A 16,769-nucleotide genomic window follows, 5' to 3' on the forward strand; every position below is an offset into this window, starting at 1 on the left:
CTTGCCCCCTCATACCTTGTCACCGCGACTTCGGTACGTTGCTCGATGTTTTGAGTCATGGTTTAACCTCATAAAAAAGCCCAGCGCGAGGGCTAGGCATGAGTGATTATTTTGATTGATGGTTAGGCGTAGGCTTCCATGCGAGGATCGTCTTCGACAGCGGCGCATCCCACCTCGAACTCGCCTTTCTGCTTTACTTTGGTAAGAATGAGTTTCTTGTACATCTTGTCCGCTTGGCCAAACATGTACTCGCTGGTTTTCTGCCCCTTTTCACCCACGGCATAAACAGGTTCGGTGGGCTTATCCAGCAAAATGACAATGTCTGGTGCATCGGTTTGCTCGACTCGATACGGACCGTGCACGCCCTCATTACCGCGGTTAAACATGATGTAATGCTGCTTGCCTTCCTCCCAGGTTAACAAGCCGGTTAACTGAAGGTATTGAGAGCCATTTTCCGCGTTGAGCGTTTCGATCACTTGGCCAAACTGGCCCCAGCTGACCGAATCATGCGCGACAGGAACCACGTCACCATAGTTTGACTCCCACCCATCCATGTCGGTGGTAAAGTTAACGTTAGTGCGGCGGTACGCTTGCTCAGCGGCTTTAAACAACCCTTCTCGCCTGGCGTGCGCCTCTGTGGTCACAAACTCCAATTTGACCTGTTTAGGGTTGTAGCCATCTTGTCCTGGCAAAGTACACAGCAATGTCTCCGATTTGCGTGACTGAGGGTTGAACCACTCGACCTCGATGCCGTCATAATCGCCATCTTCTGGCAACCCTATGTCCACAGAAAAGCTGTCTGGCGTCATGTTCACGGGCGAATACGGCTTGCACAGCGTCTCTCTGGGCTCATCGCGCCACATACTGACAGCTCCAAGCTCGATGCGCGGATAAGAACGCCCCGTCTCTAGGATCTTACCAATGGCCGCCCAAAACGCGGTGGGCTGGTCGAAGAGGCCATCGCAAAAATCATCGCGTGTGGTCCACTTGTCGCGGTAGGCCAGAAAGGTATCGATATCGATAGCGTCCTCCTCTAACCCTGCACCATACACATCATTGCGACAGGCATCGATCACCGCATCCGCGATCGAGCGGGAAGGCTGCTCGGTATATTGCCCATCGTCTTGACGAACGGGCAGGATGCGCGTGGAATCATTCCAGTATTGGCTGTTGGCTTGTTGACTGAGGGAGTTGGTCGCTTTGATTTTCAGCGTAATGATGGACTCTTCATTATTCTGATAGTTCTCTTGCAGAACCGATTTCAGCCCCATCCACTGCACCTCATCAAAGACTTTGGTGGAATTGGTGACGGTACTGATCCGGCGACAACCCACCTCCCAACGACCAGGCGTAAGCCCCATCGCCTCTTTCAGCCATACAGTGATCCGCTGCGGGGTGTTGTCTCCCTTGGTTAGCGTCAGTTTATGCGTTTGGTAAGCCTGGTTCGTCCCTTCAGGACGGACACGAACTTGCCATTCACACGTTCGAGCATTGATGTCGCCGTTTTTATTGAGCGTTCCCAAGCCACGAGGAAAGATAAAATCCAGTCCCACATCGAGCGCGGTCGCATCACTTGGCACGCAAAGAAAATTACCTATCCACTCCGCTTCTCGATCGCGCTCTAAAACGGATATTTGAGCACTCGGGCTATCAATCGTGGTGAAGCCAGACCAATCGGCAATCTCTTCTAAAGTCGAAGAATCCACCAAGGCCAAGGTGCCATGGCTGTCTTTACACACATACGTGCCATCATTGCCTACGGCCTCGTAAATGCGCACATAAACGTTGGCCATCGGCTCAAATCGGGTCACTTCGGTGCCGCCATCGGTTTTGACTCGAATGCGATTACCTGGGCGAAAGGCCGTGACGATAAATGTACCTGAGTTCACACCCGCGCCGGTGATCACGATGCGGTCATTGTGCGCCAACGTACCCCAGCCGAGTGGGTTTTCAATTTCGTCGGGGAGTTCTTCAGGGTCGATAACATCGCCATCGTCGCCCATATCATGAAAATGGATATTCCCTTCAAACACCAAGCTATCTTGCGAGCTCGATGTGATCACGACATGCTGCCCTGCGTCCCATGGCCACTTATCGCGTCGCAAGGTCGAGGTGTAATCACCATTGCCCGTGTGAATGCTGTAGTTGGACCACAGCTCGACCACCTTGCCACGAAAACGCGCTTCGTTGCTGCTGGTTTCGGCGACCCAGTTTGAGGTCACGCCATCGAGTTTTAAGCCGCCTTGCCCATCGGACGAACCGACCTCTTTCGAGGTCCAGACAATGTGATGGAAGTGATCCACCACTTCACCAGGAAGGTAGGTGCGAACCTCGATGTCGGGATTCGCGTCATCGATGACGGTTTCACCGATCACGTGCTTATGGTAAAGGAACTTGCCAATACCTTGAGAAAAGGATTGATAGTAATACTGCTCGTTGTTTTCGTATTCCCACCAATCCGGCGCAATGATGTCAGGATAGTGAGGCATACGACCATAACGAACCGGCACGGGGTTACCCAGTTTAGGTTTGTTTCCTTGGCTGTTGTAGTTGTAAACCGAGCTGGCTTGCTTGGTGTTTTGGTTGCCTGGTCCATCCGGCATATTGGTGAACGTGTACACCACAGAGACGGCCGACAACGCTAACGCCGCGTAAATCAACCATTCTGTACCAAAACCAATCTTGGGGCGAATACTGACAACGTCCGTCGGACCCATCTCGACATCGAGATCATCCAACTTTTCAAAGTTCAGTGTGACGTGGAAGGATTGATCAGGAAAATGGCGAGCCAACCAATCCCGAAGGCGAGTGCCTGGCTCAACCGAATGAACAGACCGTTTATCCTTTCGTATCGGATGGTGAAAGTGGACGATGTGCGACATGACGATAAAACTCCACAGTATCGAATCGGCGACGGAATTGGTTTAAAGATTCAACTTTGACGACTTGGCCTATGGTATGGATGACATAACCAGGCATTTGCTCGGTGGTAAAGACGCCGCAATGCCATTTATTTTGGCTACTGGCGACCACCATGCAGCCATGCTCAGGCTTGGCGATCGGCGCCACTAAGTGATCTTGATAGTCATCGATAAGCGCCGCGGCCAAGTCAGGGGTGACAAAACGGTCGGTATGGATTGGCAGGTCGTCCAATTGATACAAGCGCTGCCAAGCCTCTCGAACCAACAACGCACAACCATCAATCGGAAAATGGCCATCCGGTAAGGCTTTGAAATAGGCAATCATAAATACTTCAATCCTGGATGCGTTTGAGTGTTGTAAATGCGGCGCATAAATCGACGATTGGTCAAGTCCTTCCAGGTGTTGGTTAGCGTGACCGTCATGGTGTCGATTTTTGCCGAGGACATCGTCAAGCGAATGCGCTTATTACGCGGCTGACTGGGGTCGTCGGGGTCGTATTCACGATAGATACTGATCACCGGCACAATCGGCTCATGCCGTTTAGCGGTGTCAATGGATTTGGCCAAGGTTAAGTTGGTATTGGGAGCGGCCACGGTTAGCGCTTCTTGACCTTTGGTCGCCTTATCGGGTAACTGAAAGGCAAATTGCCCCGCTTCAAACCACACCCATTCCCCTGTCTCGATGGCGCCGTAAAAGTCCACGCCATCTTTGACATAACGCAACGCCCCACCTGGCAACGTGGGGTGTTGAAATTCCAGTGTAGAGATAATCAAAATAGACCTCGATTAGGGCAGTTTGAACAGTGAACCATGCGCAGCTTGGGCGGCTCTTTCGATACCAGTGAGTGAATCACGAGTAAGCACTCGGGCGGTGTAACGCTCCAGTCGTCTGGCCCGAAACGTTTGCACCGGAATGCTCAGCGACCAGATAGAACCAAAGCCTGGCAAGCATCGTTCAAGTTTGAAATCAGCCCCTTCCCCTGGCGTTTCGAGAAACTGGCATTTGTGCACTTCCAGATCGTAATCACCTGTTCGCAGCGGCATGTAAAACCAGTTCTCCGAGGCTTCAAGCTCGTTAAACACCCAGCTTTCAAAAACCTCTTTCTGCTCACCAGAAAAAAGAAACGGTAAGGTAAATTTGGTCGGGGCGATGCGCGCACGACGGCGCGCCGTAGATAGCCCCAAATCCATCTCTGAATGGATCACCGTCTTGCCATTTCGGTACTTGTACGCCCGAGTGATCGGCAAGGGTAAAATGCCATTATCGAAGTATTCGCAAGGGTAAAGGAGAATGTTGGGGTTTAGGCTTTCCAACACCTCTGCGGGAGCTTTGGCCATTATTTATACCCTCCTGGCTTCACGCCGAGCGTTTGTGAAATGTAACTAAAGTAAGGTCCACCTTCTTTGGCATCTTTCATCATGATCCGCACCGTTTTGGTTTCATCATCAACTTCCGTGTGAGTGCCAGGCGGTGCCTCATGAATAATGATGTTCCAGGGCTGTTTGGCCTCCGCACCACTCCCACTGGTTGCTTGTTGCAACATCGACATGGTTTGCTTACGGCCAACAATGTGACTAGGCCCGAGCGTGATCTCAGGACCATACTCACCAGTGATACCCCACTGCCCTGCGGGAATGTAACCGCCGTTATCAAATGCACCGGCAAAGCCAGTTGAAGCCGCTGCCGCGGCAGAAGCCACCATGGGTGCTGTAGCAGCTACGGCCGCACCCGCAGCGGCAGGTGCCAATGCAGGACCAACCACAGGGATCGCTGCGGTTGAGCTGTAGGCATGAATCCCAGACAAAATCGAGGCAGACGTACCCTCAGAGGTAACGCGCGCAACTTCGCTGGCCGCTTCGCTTTTCATCAGCGTTTTTTCTAGCGCCCACATCACCAAGCGCTGCGCCATGATCTTACCTAGAGCAGCCAACATGGATTGCGCCATGCCTTTGGCCATGTTCTTAAACGCATCTCCCGCGCTTTCGCTGTCCATGATCGCCGAGGCGAACGCGTTACCAAAACCCGTGGTGAAGTTGTCGAACGTTTGACGCCACAACTCATCGGTGTTGGCTGAGGACTCTTGCATCGACTCGTAATAGCGGTCCCAGAAGCCTTTTTGCTCTTCTTCGCGCTCTTCGAGTTCTTTTTGCAGCATTTCTTTACGCTGGTCAGCGTAAAACTGTTGGATTTCTTGGAGTGATTCTTGGAACTGCTCTTCGGTGATCAGCTCGTTTTGCTTCTTCTCCGCCAGTTTCATGGCTTCATCCATGTACTTGGCATTGAGCAATTCCATCTCGCTCATGTTGCGGCGTTCAAGCTCTACCAACCACGCATCGGTTTGCTCTTGGTCACGAGCCCGTTCGCGTTCGGCGGCTTCGGTGGCGCGTTTTTCGCGGTCCTGAATGCGCTTTTGGTCGCGGGCGGCTTGTTCATCTTTGAGCTTTTTATCCCGAGCGGCCTTTTCTTCGTCACGTTGCTTTTGACGATCGGCGGCGGCTTGCTCGGCTCGATCTTGCGCCTCCTTTTGCGCCATCGCTTCTTGCTTGTACTCTTCCTGAAGCTGCTTCATGCGATCGGTGACTTCTTGCAAGCGGCGCTGCACGTTGAACCAATCGGATTTGGTATCTCCGAAAGAAAGCGACGGCAGGTCGTTATAGTCACCCATGTTACGCAAGCGGTCTTCAAGCTCGACACGCTCTTTAAATAGCTCGTTAAACTCCACCAATGGCTCAGGGTCAATCAACCCTTTCAAGTCCTTGGCGATGTTAATCAAGCCCTCCATGGTGGTTTTAGCGACGAACATCGAGCCGCTTTTGTCCGCCATGGTTTCCAGCAATTCTTCCCAGGTCTGGCCAAGCGTATCGGCCGTACCAATTAAGCCACCGGCTTCGGCACCTGCGGCCCCGCCAATCTGGTTATCCAGTTCGTTCAAGATGAACGCTTGAGCATCGGCAATGCGACCCGTTTCTTCCATGGCTTTCACCATGTCGATCTGGGATTGAGTGAAGGAAACGCCCGACTCTTTTAACGCGCTCATGCCCGTCGAGGGCATTTCTAATGCCTTACCCAGCTGCTTGGCCGCACTGGTAATATCCCCACCCATGACGCTGGCCATGTCTTGCGCGAGATAAACAGTACGCTCAAAGGTGTTGTTCTGATCGTTCATAATCGAGCGGAACGTCAGCAACACCCCAATGGCTTTACTGGCTTCTTGCGTACTGGTTAAAGTGGCCATGGCAACAGAGCGCGCCATTTCATCGAGTTGTTTGGCGGTGTAGCCACTGGAGTAACCGGTGGCTTTGATAAGCTGCTCTTGTTGCAATAATCGACGTTCGGTTTCGGCCAGAACGGGCAAACCTGCCGAAATAGCACCAATGGCCACTGCGACACTGCCGCCAACGGCGGTCCACGCAAAGCCCAAACTCTTGACCGTGCCCACCATGCCATCGACTTGACCGCCGATGTTACCCAATGGACCAGGCAATTGAGAGGCACTACCCGCCGCATCTTTAAAGCTGTGGGATAGCCCTTTGTTGTCTTTTTCCGCCTTGTTCGCTTGGGACCCGTAATCTTTGAGTTTCTTCTGGCTTTGGCCGACTTTTTTGTCTAGCTGCGCCGTTTCTGCATCGAGGGTGGCGACCAAGTCTGCGACTTTTTGTTTAGCCATACGACTCCCATAAAAAAACCACGCCGAAGCGTGGTTTTCTGTATTGATTAGTGAACGGTGTTATGACTCTTCGGCCGAGCCTGTGGCGAGCTTTTCGAGGTTGTCATTGATGTTGAGCAGCAAGTAACAAATCCCTGTCACGATACTGGCCAAGATCAGCCCAAATAAAGCACCAAACCCCACCACCATGACTTTGACTAATATGCCCGTATAAGGGTTGGCCACAAAGGAATAGCCAACCAGACCGCCGCCACCGACGAGGATGATCACCAAAACCAGCAAACATCCGCGCATCAAATCAATCATTACCTTGTTCATAATCACTCCTATATTGATCATGATGCAGTTTACTCTGCCGTTGGCGGAAAGGACAGCGACGCACGCTCACTCAGCATCTGGGTTAACACTGATTGACCTAAGCCTTCCTGAGCGGCGGCTTTCGGTTTCTGCGTCAAACTGAAGTCTTCCGCGGTCAAGGTGTTTTGATAACGTCCTGACGCGTTTAATACGTTGGCATTAAGCAGCTGTAACAGCATTTCTTGATTGCTGTGGTTCAACCCTTTCTTGCGACGACGCTTCATCCAGCGCCAATAATCAGAAAGAGGCATCTCGGCCAACATCCGTGTCGGACTGGCGCATCGATGTTCGGTGGCCAAGTCCATGGCAAAGTCCCAAGCGGCGGCTAAGACTTTTCCGGCGTTGGAGGTTCTTTCGGTGCCTGGTCGTCTTCTTCGGGCTCGAAGTTCGGATCGTTAAGAACTTTTAGCTTTTCATATGCCTCATTGACCTTGCGATTTGGCCACTGAGACTTAATCATATTTTGTAGGTATAAGACATGGTCATATGGAGCCTTACAAGCATCATCACCGCTATGGCTGTGTGCTAACGAGAGTGCAATGGAGTGTGAAACCTGATCAAGCACGGTTTCTTCACGATATAAACCATACTCAATCTTTTCTTTCTCAAGCGCATCTTCTTTTGGCGGGACCATTTTCGGAAGCTCTGTTTCGTATTTCAAATCATGCAAGCGATCGAGTGCCGTAAACTCACTGATGATGAACGATTCCTTGCCAACTTGAAGAGGCAAGGTGTTGAGAAAATTCATACGTTCCCCTCTAGGCCGCCCATGTGGGCGGCTCAGACATTAACTAAGGTTTAAGCCGCTGGCTCAGCGGCGTGAAGAAAATCTTCGGCAAGTTTCGGACGACCTTCGACAGCGACGGTGACATCGCGTTTCATGTCCGTCGAGTTCTCGATGGCGCTTGGCACACCCAAACTACTGATTGGACCGTAGAAGATGTTCACGACAAACTGTTCTGGATCTTCGGTTGGCGACTTAATGCGATACCAATTTTTTTCTTTTTCGCCGTTGGCGACGTCGTAAATATCGACCAAACGCTTTTGCACGGGCTGACCTGGTGCATAGCCCAACTGAAAACTCAGATCGCCAGCATCATTCTGTCCAGTGGACTTTTTCGCATAACCGTCTTCACTATCAAGGTAGGTTTCGGTATTGACCTCTTTGGTCATGTTCACAGGCGTGATGCCTGACACATAACCCGCCTTATCCCAGTTCACATCATCTTGCTCCCCCGCAGTGATGGCCTGTTCGATGGTGGCGGCTTTTTTCAAAACCCACACCGAGTTGCCCTTTCCCGCAACGGGGATCATGCCGTATGTAGCTGCCATTGGTTACTCCCATTTGTAGCTGTGATTTAAATGCAGTGCTCGGTACGCGCCCGTATCACTGCGTTCATAGTTAAAACCCGTGCGATAGAAACGAGCGACACCAGGCAAACGAAAGCCCAATGGCATCGCCTCCTTCACGGCTTCGCCGATGACATCCAAATCTCGGTCATGCGATGCGGAACCTAAGTAAATCGACACCACCAATACGCCATCGTACTTTTCGCCTTGGTCCAGGTACTCGGTACTCAAATCGCCGTCATCGAGATACACCATCACGGCGGGGGTTTCTTCATCGGCATCGATCATCAGCCAGGTATCGAAAAAGTGCTCAACCATGCCGACTGGCAGCGACGCTTTAAGGTGATCGCGTACCAGCTCGCGCACTTTGATGTTATTTTCCATGCTTTACCTTTAACGAATTTTGGCCATTTCTTTGGCAAGGTTTCGGGTCATTTCGGGGGCCATGTTTTGGTTGTAAGCCCGACGAACGTTGCGCTCATAAGCCCGAGTTAATGGCTCATGCACTGGAATGGTGACCACTTCCAATGGATGACGACTGCGACCAGTACGCTCTAACACCTGTTCAGAACTGAGCTTGGTTGGATGGTAAGCCTTGTCTTTGCCATGGCGATGCTGGCTTTTGATGTACTTACCAAAGCCTTTGGAGCCATCCGCCACAAACGCACCAGGAAAACGATGGTGACGCACAGAGACGCCTTTTTTCGTCTGCCTTGGTTTACCCACAGCAGCCACGGCCATGTCGTGTCGCTTGACTCGAACGCGGCGTTTGGGATCACTGGGTTTGGCTTTTCTGATCGGGTTGATGCGCTGACGTATCGAGCGCTGTTTGATTTTTTCGCTTTTCGAGACATCGCGAGCGGTTTGGCGCTCAGATATCACGCCCACCGCATTGATCGAGCGTGCGGTCGCGGCGGGAACAGCCGACTTCTTCACGGCCTCAAGCTTTTTAATCGCGGTTTGAATTTGCGCCCCCATCGGGGCGCGTTGATGGATCATGCTCATCTCAACACCAGTTTGATTTGACCATCTTCATAGAAAGGCGGATGCGCGAGCGCCGAGGTTTTCCCATTCCAGGTTACTCGGCTGCCAGAGTTCGGTTTTAACCCTTTTTCATCCGCCAATACTTGCGAGATGGTGATCACCCTTTCCGTGCCTCGGCTTTCACCAAATTGGAAACTGGCCTTGTCGTACATCACCGCAATCGTCACGCCATCGATGACCGCGTCACCATCAGAGAGACGGTCAAACGCTATGCGGTCTAAGCGCCCTTTCAGGCGAGAAAATGTCGACATTCACCACTCCTTAGAAGTTGATGCGAACGGCAATCTCGTCGTCGGCCGCGTCTTTCGACTCCCAGGCTTTACCTGCATAAACGCCCGTGTTGTCTTTACTGATCACAGCGTTCTTGATGTACACCGCTTCGCCCTGTGCAATCGCGATCGCTGTTGATTTCGGCAGCGACCAGACGCCTTCGACATGACCCACGCCAGGTTCGCCAGCTTCTACATTTTGATGCACGACAACGGCGAGGGCGCCGACTTCAATCAAATCGCCACTTTTGTGAGCCGTTGCGGCGGTAAAGTCGATGGTTTGGCCATCTTCAATTTTGTTCTTTGCCATGGTGGTTATTCCTAATAAAAACGCCGCCCGAAGGCGGCTAATGAACGAGAATGACGTTAAACATCAAGGGATGATTACGCTGGGGCTGTGCCTTTCGATTTCACTAGGCCGCGGTAATCACGTGGAGAAACACCGGCATCGATGCGCACTTTGGTAGTCACACCATCAACCGTAAAGCCTTGTTGATGCTCAATGTATGGCGTTTCTACACCATCTAGGTATGCAACCTCGATGGTGTCGCGACCTTTCGCCGCCGCCAAGTACCAATCTAAGGTGGCTTGATCATCTAGACGTGGCTCACCAATCACTTCCGCAAAGTTTTGCAGCGGGTTGGCGATACCAGAGTTTGCATCGGCCCCACGCACTGATTGAGACTGAATGATCTGACGAGCAGTCAACTCAACCGACGTCGGTGTCAGAACGAAACCAGGGCGAATATTGAGCTTGCGCTTACCACCTGCGGCCGTTTGCGACACCATCTTCTGACGTGCACCACTTAGCGCCTCAATCGACATGCCCTGTGATGCGTCGTACATGTTCTTGTGGTCAGCGTGGAACAATGACTTACCATCACTCATCTTGACCGATCCGGTTAGTACGCCGTACACCAGATCACCGATGGTCGCCTTCGCGGCCTCACCCATCATCATTGGAATATCGAGCAACATTTGCAGGTCATCGTTGATAATGGTTTGACGGTCAATCGAGAACAGTTCGCCGTAGGTTGCCAGGGCGATGGTTTCCGCTCGGTCACCCACAGTGATGTATTTGTATTCAGCGCCTGAACGCACTTCACGCAATGACTGGAACGAATCTAAACCAATACGAGCCGCTGGTTTAAAGTCAGACAGCTGGCCTTTGTAGGTCCACTTGTCGAAGGTTTCGGTCGCACCTTCCCAACCTGCCAGCACCGACTTGTTGGCCACATCCAGCAAGATGTTGCCGAAGTCAGAACTGGAATGCGTAAAGGCCATGCCTGCAATATTCATCGCGCCGACACCTGCTACACCGACACCGCGTTCGGTCAGTGCCATACGCGCCAGCTCACGTAGCGTCATGCCCACATATGGGTTGTCTTTGGCCTCGACTCCATCGGCCTTGTGACCACAACGCGCCATCAAGGCCGCTCGCATGCCATCACCGACAATGTTGCCGTTGTCCGCGAAGATGTGTGCGCTCGCACTTGGGGTAGGGCTTGGCGTGGTGCCTTCGCCTAACTTGGCCAACAACTTATCTTTGACCTGATCGACGGTCATGGATACGTCCATTAAGGCTTCGTTCATGAGGTCTTGATGGCGACCACCGAAGTTGGCAAACAGATCACGGATCGCATGGTTACGAGCTTGAATTTGCCCAAGGTCTACACCCGCAGATGGCGTCGGTTGTGGCTGCGGCGTTGGGGTCGGGGTTGGCTCAGGCACCTGTGCCGACGGGGTTGGCGTTGGTGCAGGGCTTGGTGTCGGCGCTGGCGTTGGAGCTGGGTTGTTCGCATTGCCGCGCGGATTCAAAAAGGTTTTCAGTGAATCAGGCATGTTATGAAATTCCTGTAAGCGTTTAGAGTTTAAGCAAGCGGCGGCCTGTAACGGTTCCGCAACGGTGTCAGCAAAGCCCATGTCGACGGCTTCTTGGCCGAACATCCACGTCTCGGCATCGAGCAACGTTTTGATTTCGTCTGCCGTTTTGCCTGTTTTTTTGGTGTACGCCGAGACTAATGAGTCTTCGACTTTATCGAGCAGATCCGCATAACGACGCATGTCGTCTGCATCACCACCTTGGATACCCCATGGTTTGTGCACCATGATCCCCGCATTGGTTGGGATAATGACCATGTCGCCCACCATGGCGATCACTGAGGCCATCGACGCGGCAAGCCCATCGATGTACACGGTGATATACGCGGGGTGTTGGCTGAGCAGGTTGTATATCGCCATGCCCTCAAACACATCCCCGCCAGGGCTATGAATGCGCAACACAATGTTGCGAACGTCGCCCCGTGATTTCAGATCGCGAGCAAATTGCTTAGCAGTAATGCCCCAACCGCCAATCTCGTCGTAGATGTAAATCTCGACGTTTTCATTGGTGGACGCGACGATGCGATACCAACTTTCATTGACGGGAGGCTCATTGGTGACGGCGGCCATGGCAAATACCGATCCGAACAACGTCTCAGGCTTCGAAGGTGCCGTCTGGGTCGTCTGGATTGCGGCGGCCAGACTCGTCATCGTCTTCGTTAGGGTCGGGCTTCGGTTGGGTTTGGTCACTGTTTTCTCCTTTGGTTAACGTATCGAACTCCAAATCGTTGTCTCGGAAGTACTTGCGTTCATCCGCAATCTGACGCCAGGTTTCCACCGGATTCTTATTCCCAGCACGAATCCATTGCGCGGTTGAAGCGGCGCCGCCTTTGACGCGCTCTTTCCAAGCGGTGGTTTCATGAACAGGGTTGATCCAAGGCATCACTGGGGCGAGATACACGGCATCGAATAGGGTTTTCATATCGAGGTCAGCAGGAACGACCAAGCCATTGAGCATTTCCATTTCCAGCCACGCGCGGTACACCGGACGGGACCACGAACTGACAAACCAGTTTTGCATCACGGCGAAGCCTTCCCAGCTTTCGACTAGCTCTTGACGCTGAGCGGAATAGGTGCCGTTGTAATCACGAGCCACGCTGGAGTATTGCGAACGCGACCCCGCGGCCACCATGCGCACTTGACCATTGCGAAACTCCGACAAATGCACGTTCGGGCGATTGGACGACACCATGCCCAAATCTTCACCTGGCTGAAGATCGTCGTAGACCATGCCAGGGGCGATATCGACATGGGTGCGCTTGTCCGGCGATGAGTAATCGTCGAGTTCATCGGGCTCGACGTTGTTTTTCTTGATGTAGAAACCAAGACAGGCGGCAATTCGGGCGGCGACGCGCTCGGCTTCTTCATAGTCTTTGATGTCGTTCAGACGGTTGATGATGCCGTGAATTAAGGTCACACCTCGCAACTGGTGCAAGCGGCGACGAAACGCCAAATGCAGCATGTTCTCAGCGGATACGGTTTTGGTTTTAAACGCAAACCCCGCTTGATCTGAGGGATGCTGATAGAGCACTTTGTAACCTGTTGGCTGGCCCCACGCATTCACTTGTATCCCTTGTCGAACCTTATCCGACAAGTCATCCTTAATCGGGACAAAGTCCGGCTCTAACGCTTCAATCGAGAACTGGGTGCCATTGGGGTTGGGGTGTTTTAACCCCGCCACATGACCACGCACTAACTGACCAAAACATTCGCCATCACGCACACCGGTGCGCAGCACAAGCCGTTCGAGTTCGGGGCGAGAATACATCCCCGTCACTTCTGGCTTGAGCGACCATGACGCCCAGCGGCGTCGCAGCTCGTTGGCAAACTCTTGGTGTACCTGACCTTTTGTATTGAGGGGTTGAGGCTCGACCATGATCCCTTCGGCCCCAACGATGCGCTCTTCAAGCTTATCGAAGATGCCGATCACCATGTCGTGGTTTTCATCTAAGTACCGAGCTTGCTCACGCAAGGTTTGACCACTAGAGCCAACAGCCTGATTACCGCTGCGGCGCTCACTCTTGTTTTTGCGCAAGTGCGTGGGCATGGCGGCTTCATATAATTGAATTTGAGCTTTGGCTCGCATGCGCTTGGCTGCCCACTGCGGAGCGACTGCGGCGATGCCTTTTTCTAGGTAGTTCATTAGCCAAACCTCGCGATTTTCGGCCCCGAGCGGCGACGATTAAGCACACTTAGCTTTCGCTCCCACTCTTGACGCGCTTTGCGGATTTCGCCGAGCCCTTCCATCGCAACACTGCGACCACCGAAGGTGACGGTTTTTCCTTCAAGAACCGCCAATTCCGCCTGAACACAGGCGTTTAGCATTTGTTGTACAGTTGCTTTGCTTAAAGCCACCCTCCGCCTCCGCTTCCGTTGTTGCCCGATACCCAAGAATTACGCGGCGGCTCAGACGCTTGAGGCGTTTCTGAACGTGGCTTTGGCTTGGATTTTGGCGGCGTGGCCGCGCTCGGGGTTGATGGTTGTTGATCAGGCCAATACACCTCGGGGTTGCTGTCCCAAGTGCTGGCCCATGGTTTGGGGTTGTCCCAGTTGATTTTTTCGTACCCGCGCAACATGGCCACGGCGTGGCAGTAGCAGATCAAGTCAAAGGCTTCGTTGTCGCCCTTACCTGGTTTGCGCCATTTGCCATCGGCGCCACGCTCTTCGTAAGTCAGCTCATCGTAGAACCACTCACCTAACCAACGTGGAAAGTGAATGTAGTTCGGCCCTGGTAACTCACGCTTGAGGCAAGTGGCCACACGGTCTTTGAGTTCATCGGTTTGCAGCAAGTACAGCGGAACGTCACCGCGCGCTTGGGCTTTTCGGTCCGAGCGTCCGGTGTTGTCTGGCTTGAACTTGGAGATGGTCTTTTGACGTTTGTGCGAATCGCCTTTGAACAGGTACACCCGTTTGCTCAAACGCAGTTTTCGACAGTGGCGCCAAAACTTATAAGCGTTGTCGGACACACCATCTTCACCGCCGTGGTCGACGGCCATGGCCATGACGCGCATGGTGCGACCGGAGTCGTCACTGAGCGCATAAGTTCGGTTGAGAACGTCATCAATTAAGATGTGCCAATCTTCAGGATACGCGCCTGGTTCGATTTGCATCGAGACGCCATCGTCATCCATGCGTAGGCTTTGTTTGATGTTGAACCGATCGATCACCCACCGTTCGCCGTTTTCGCCGTACCCCATGATCTGCACCACGAAGCGGCGGTTTTTACCCGCCTGAACGTCGACCGCGGCCACCAAGAAACGCACCCCTTCCGGTACAGTTCGGCGGTGCCACATTTCCGCGCGCGCCATTAACTCTTCGCTTTGGCGCTGGTCATTGGCGGCTTTCGGGGTATAAGGCAAACCCCAGTCGGTGTTGATCACCGTTCTCAAGGTTTCTTCGCTGCCCGTGCGGTCGTATTCCTGTTCGGCCGACAGCAGCTTGTAAACCAATTGCGACCACGTTTGGTAACCCGCGGCCGGACCTTCCATCCAGAACGTGGCGAAACGGCTGCGACGCCCTTCGCCTTCGATGCTTTGGGTTTGGGCATTCCAACGCTGACCCTCTTTGAGCCAAAAGCCGCGGTTATTGATATCGCGTTTGTCTTTGGCTTCAATGACCTGGTCGCAATGCGGACACGTCATGTGCGCCGCTTCACTGGCCAACACCAGATCAGGGATGTCGTGATAGCCGGTCATGTTGTCGAGGTTGGGTTGAAATGCCTCGCCACACTTCGGATTTGGGCACGGCCAATACCAACGACGACGATCGCCGCGGTTATACAGCGACAAGATGCCCGTGGTTGGCGGCGCCTCATGAGGGCTGTTTGGTTTCCATTTCAGATCGCGCACGTCTTTGCCTGGCGAACTTTCGGCCAGTGTCATACCCGAGCTCATGAAGGTGGTGGTTCGCTTTGAACCCAGCGAGAAGCCATCGCCCTCGCCATCGATGTCGTCTGGCCAACGGTCGTAATCGGTGATCGCCACAAAGCGATAATCCGAGGACGACATGATGTTGACCGACGGCCAACCGAGTTTGAGGTAGTTCCCCGCCTTGAACACTTTGTCGTGTACGTTGTTGTCGTTGGCGCGAGGGCTCAAGCGCTCAACCACATGAGGGCTGGCACGAAAGGCACGATCCAAACGCTTACGCGAATATTCGCGCGCTTTGTCTTCGGTCAACTGCACAATGAGCATGTCGGACGGATCGCACACAATGGTGTACACCGCCCACCCATCAACCAAGCCCACGGTTTTACCCGTTCGGGCAGGACCAACAAAGATCACCGCGTCGTATTCTCGACTGGTGAGGCAGTTCATTGGCTCGACAATGTAAGGGGTAATGCCAGGGTCCCACGCGACGGAGTTGCCGCCACCCAGTGGCACGCGCATGTATTTCTCAACGGCCTCGGCGACCGGCATTCGATTGGGCGCTTGAAACAGATTGGCCACATCTCGACGTATGGCCGAGGCTGGGGCTAACATGTTTCGCTTTCCTCTTCACTGGCGGCGCTGACCGTCAGCGCTAACTGATCTCGCAAGTCATCGATGTAGGCTTGCACCTTGGAGACTTGTTGAGGCTGTAAACCACAATCGCGCTCTAGGATGTCGGGCAACGTTTCCAATACTTGGATCGTTGACTTGGCCATCAAGGCCATTTCCCGAGCCACGTCGTGGGCTTCGCATAATTGGCCAAGTGTTTTCTCTAACTTGACCCGCTCGTTTTCAGACTGGAACCACGCCTTGCGCATGTCCGGCGGCATGTCATCGGGGTTATGTTCATTCCCCGACCCCATGCCATCGGATTCGAACAACGCTGGCGCGGCGTCTTTCAAGTGATAGACCTTACTGCCTTTCACTTGACCACTGGCCGGAACGTTCTTTGCTCGCAATCGCTTCGAAACGGTGTTTCGACTCATGCCAAACGCTTCCGCCATCTTGCTGATCGACCACTCGAAGGCGGTCGAAATTTTTGAAATATCGGACATAGGCGAACAAAGGATCTAGTTTCTGGCTTTCGTTGATCAGGGTGATCAACTCAGAAGCCCCGTGTTTACTGGGCTCAGCAATGGATGGTGCTGCTCTCCTAGTAAATGCAAAAAAATGTGTTTTTCCGCGCCCCCACCCCGTGGAGAGACGAAGTGGGGTTCAGGAGGACCCGTTGATGTGGCGGCGCTCGGCAGGGTGGCGATAGTCGCTTTCGCGTAGGCTTTGAGCCCGATGCCGTGTCATTGCTTGCCGGAGCGCCATTGTTAGTGCTGGGTTGAGGCACCCAGCGGCCGT

General features: G+C 53.1%; 18 protein-coding genes. All 18 read right to left on the reverse strand.

Features of this window, described 5'->3' with window-relative positions:
* Nucleotides 1–122 precede the first annotated feature (122 nt).
* Nucleotides 123–2,882 (reverse strand): host specificity factor TipJ family phage tail protein, encoded by a 2,760-nt coding sequence (locus R7Q48_RS22530; RefSeq protein WP_318132445.1) that lies wholly within the window; start codon nucleotides 2,880–2,882, stop codon nucleotides 123–125.
* Nucleotides 2,839–3,246, reverse strand: a complete 408-nt coding sequence (locus R7Q48_RS22535) for a hypothetical protein (RefSeq protein WP_258484289.1) — start codon at nucleotides 3,244–3,246, stop codon at nucleotides 2,839–2,841. Before R7Q48_RS22535 ends, R7Q48_RS22530 begins: the two co-directional genes overlap by 44 nt.
* Complete coding sequence (locus tag R7Q48_RS22540; RefSeq protein WP_258484290.1) at nucleotides 3,243–3,695, reverse strand: DUF1833 domain-containing protein; 453 nt, start codon at nucleotides 3,693–3,695, stop codon at nucleotides 3,243–3,245. Before R7Q48_RS22540 ends, R7Q48_RS22535 begins: the two co-directional genes overlap by 4 nt.
* Before the next feature lie 12 nt (nucleotides 3,696–3,707).
* A complete protein-coding gene (locus R7Q48_RS22545; RefSeq protein WP_258484291.1) occupies nucleotides 3,708–4,259 on the reverse strand; it encodes a hypothetical protein in 552 nt (183 codons plus the stop codon).
* Nucleotides 4,259–6,565: a phage tail length tape measure family protein gene (locus R7Q48_RS22550; RefSeq protein WP_318132446.1), complete on the reverse strand. Its 2,307-nt coding sequence runs from the start codon at nucleotides 6,563–6,565 to the stop codon at nucleotides 4,259–4,261. Before R7Q48_RS22550 ends, R7Q48_RS22545 begins: the two co-directional genes overlap by 1 nt.
* An 84-nt stretch (nucleotides 6,566–6,649) precedes the next feature.
* Nucleotides 6,650–6,907 carry a hypothetical protein gene (locus R7Q48_RS22555; protein ID WP_318132447.1) on the reverse strand — a complete coding sequence of 86 codons (258 nt, stop codon included), beginning with the start codon at nucleotides 6,905–6,907 and terminating at the stop codon, nucleotides 6,650–6,652.
* 29 nt (nucleotides 6,908–6,936) lie between these two features.
* Nucleotides 6,937–7,251 carry a hypothetical protein gene (locus R7Q48_RS22560; protein WP_318132448.1) on the reverse strand — a complete coding sequence of 105 codons (315 nt, stop codon included), beginning with the start codon at nucleotides 7,249–7,251 and terminating at the stop codon, nucleotides 6,937–6,939.
* Nucleotides 7,252–7,271: 20 nt separating this feature from the next.
* Nucleotides 7,272–7,694, reverse strand: a complete 423-nt coding sequence (locus R7Q48_RS22565) for a phage minor tail protein G (protein ID WP_129148051.1) — start codon at nucleotides 7,692–7,694, stop codon at nucleotides 7,272–7,274.
* A gap of 50 nt (nucleotides 7,695–7,744) precedes the next feature.
* Entirely contained in the window at nucleotides 7,745–8,278 is a 534-nt protein-coding gene (locus R7Q48_RS22570; protein WP_258517183.1) for a phage tail tube protein, read from the reverse strand.
* 3 nt (nucleotides 8,279–8,281) lie between these two features.
* The gene (gene gpU / locus R7Q48_RS22575) at nucleotides 8,282–8,680 is read right to left on the reverse strand and encodes a phage tail terminator protein (protein ID WP_129148053.1); all 399 of its coding nucleotides are present in this window, start codon (nucleotides 8,678–8,680) and stop codon (nucleotides 8,282–8,284) included.
* Between the two features lie 9 nt (nucleotides 8,681–8,689).
* Nucleotides 8,690–9,295, reverse strand: coding sequence for a phage tail protein (locus R7Q48_RS22580; RefSeq protein ID WP_318132449.1), 606 nt, complete (start codon nucleotides 9,293–9,295; stop codon nucleotides 8,690–8,692).
* 2 nt (nucleotides 9,296–9,297) lie between these two features.
* Complete coding sequence (locus R7Q48_RS22585; RefSeq protein WP_129148055.1) at nucleotides 9,298–9,591, reverse strand: hypothetical protein; 294 nt, start codon at nucleotides 9,589–9,591, stop codon at nucleotides 9,298–9,300.
* A gap of 10 nt (nucleotides 9,592–9,601) precedes the next feature.
* Entirely contained in the window at nucleotides 9,602–9,919 is a 318-nt protein-coding gene (locus R7Q48_RS22590; protein WP_318132450.1) for a DUF2190 family protein, read from the reverse strand.
* Between the two features lie 74 nt (nucleotides 9,920–9,993).
* Nucleotides 9,994–12,180 carry a ClpP-like prohead protease/major capsid protein fusion protein gene (locus R7Q48_RS22595; protein ID WP_318132451.1) on the reverse strand — a complete coding sequence of 729 codons (2,187 nt, stop codon included), beginning with the start codon at nucleotides 12,178–12,180 and terminating at the stop codon, nucleotides 9,994–9,996.
* Complete coding sequence (locus R7Q48_RS22600) at nucleotides 12,086–13,633, reverse strand: phage portal protein (protein ID WP_176311663.1); 1,548 nt, start codon at nucleotides 13,631–13,633, stop codon at nucleotides 12,086–12,088. The genes R7Q48_RS22595 and R7Q48_RS22600 overlap by 95 nt, the downstream gene beginning before the upstream one ends.
* On the reverse strand, nucleotides 13,633–13,845 hold the full coding sequence (locus R7Q48_RS22605) for a hypothetical protein (RefSeq protein ID WP_222716998.1): 213 nt from the start codon (nucleotides 13,843–13,845) through the stop codon (nucleotides 13,633–13,635). Before R7Q48_RS22605 ends, R7Q48_RS22600 begins: the two co-directional genes overlap by 1 nt.
* Nucleotides 13,836–15,971, reverse strand: coding sequence for a phage terminase large subunit family protein (locus R7Q48_RS22610; protein ID WP_261803047.1), 2,136 nt, complete (start codon nucleotides 15,969–15,971; stop codon nucleotides 13,836–13,838). Before R7Q48_RS22610 ends, R7Q48_RS22605 begins: the two co-directional genes overlap by 10 nt.
* Complete coding sequence (locus tag R7Q48_RS22615; protein WP_129148059.1) at nucleotides 15,965–16,474, reverse strand: DUF1441 family protein; 510 nt, start codon at nucleotides 16,472–16,474, stop codon at nucleotides 15,965–15,967. Before R7Q48_RS22615 ends, R7Q48_RS22610 begins: the two co-directional genes overlap by 7 nt.
* Nucleotides 16,475–16,769: the final 295 nt, after the last annotated feature.

Source organism: Vibrio sp. 378, from assembly GCF_033339435.1.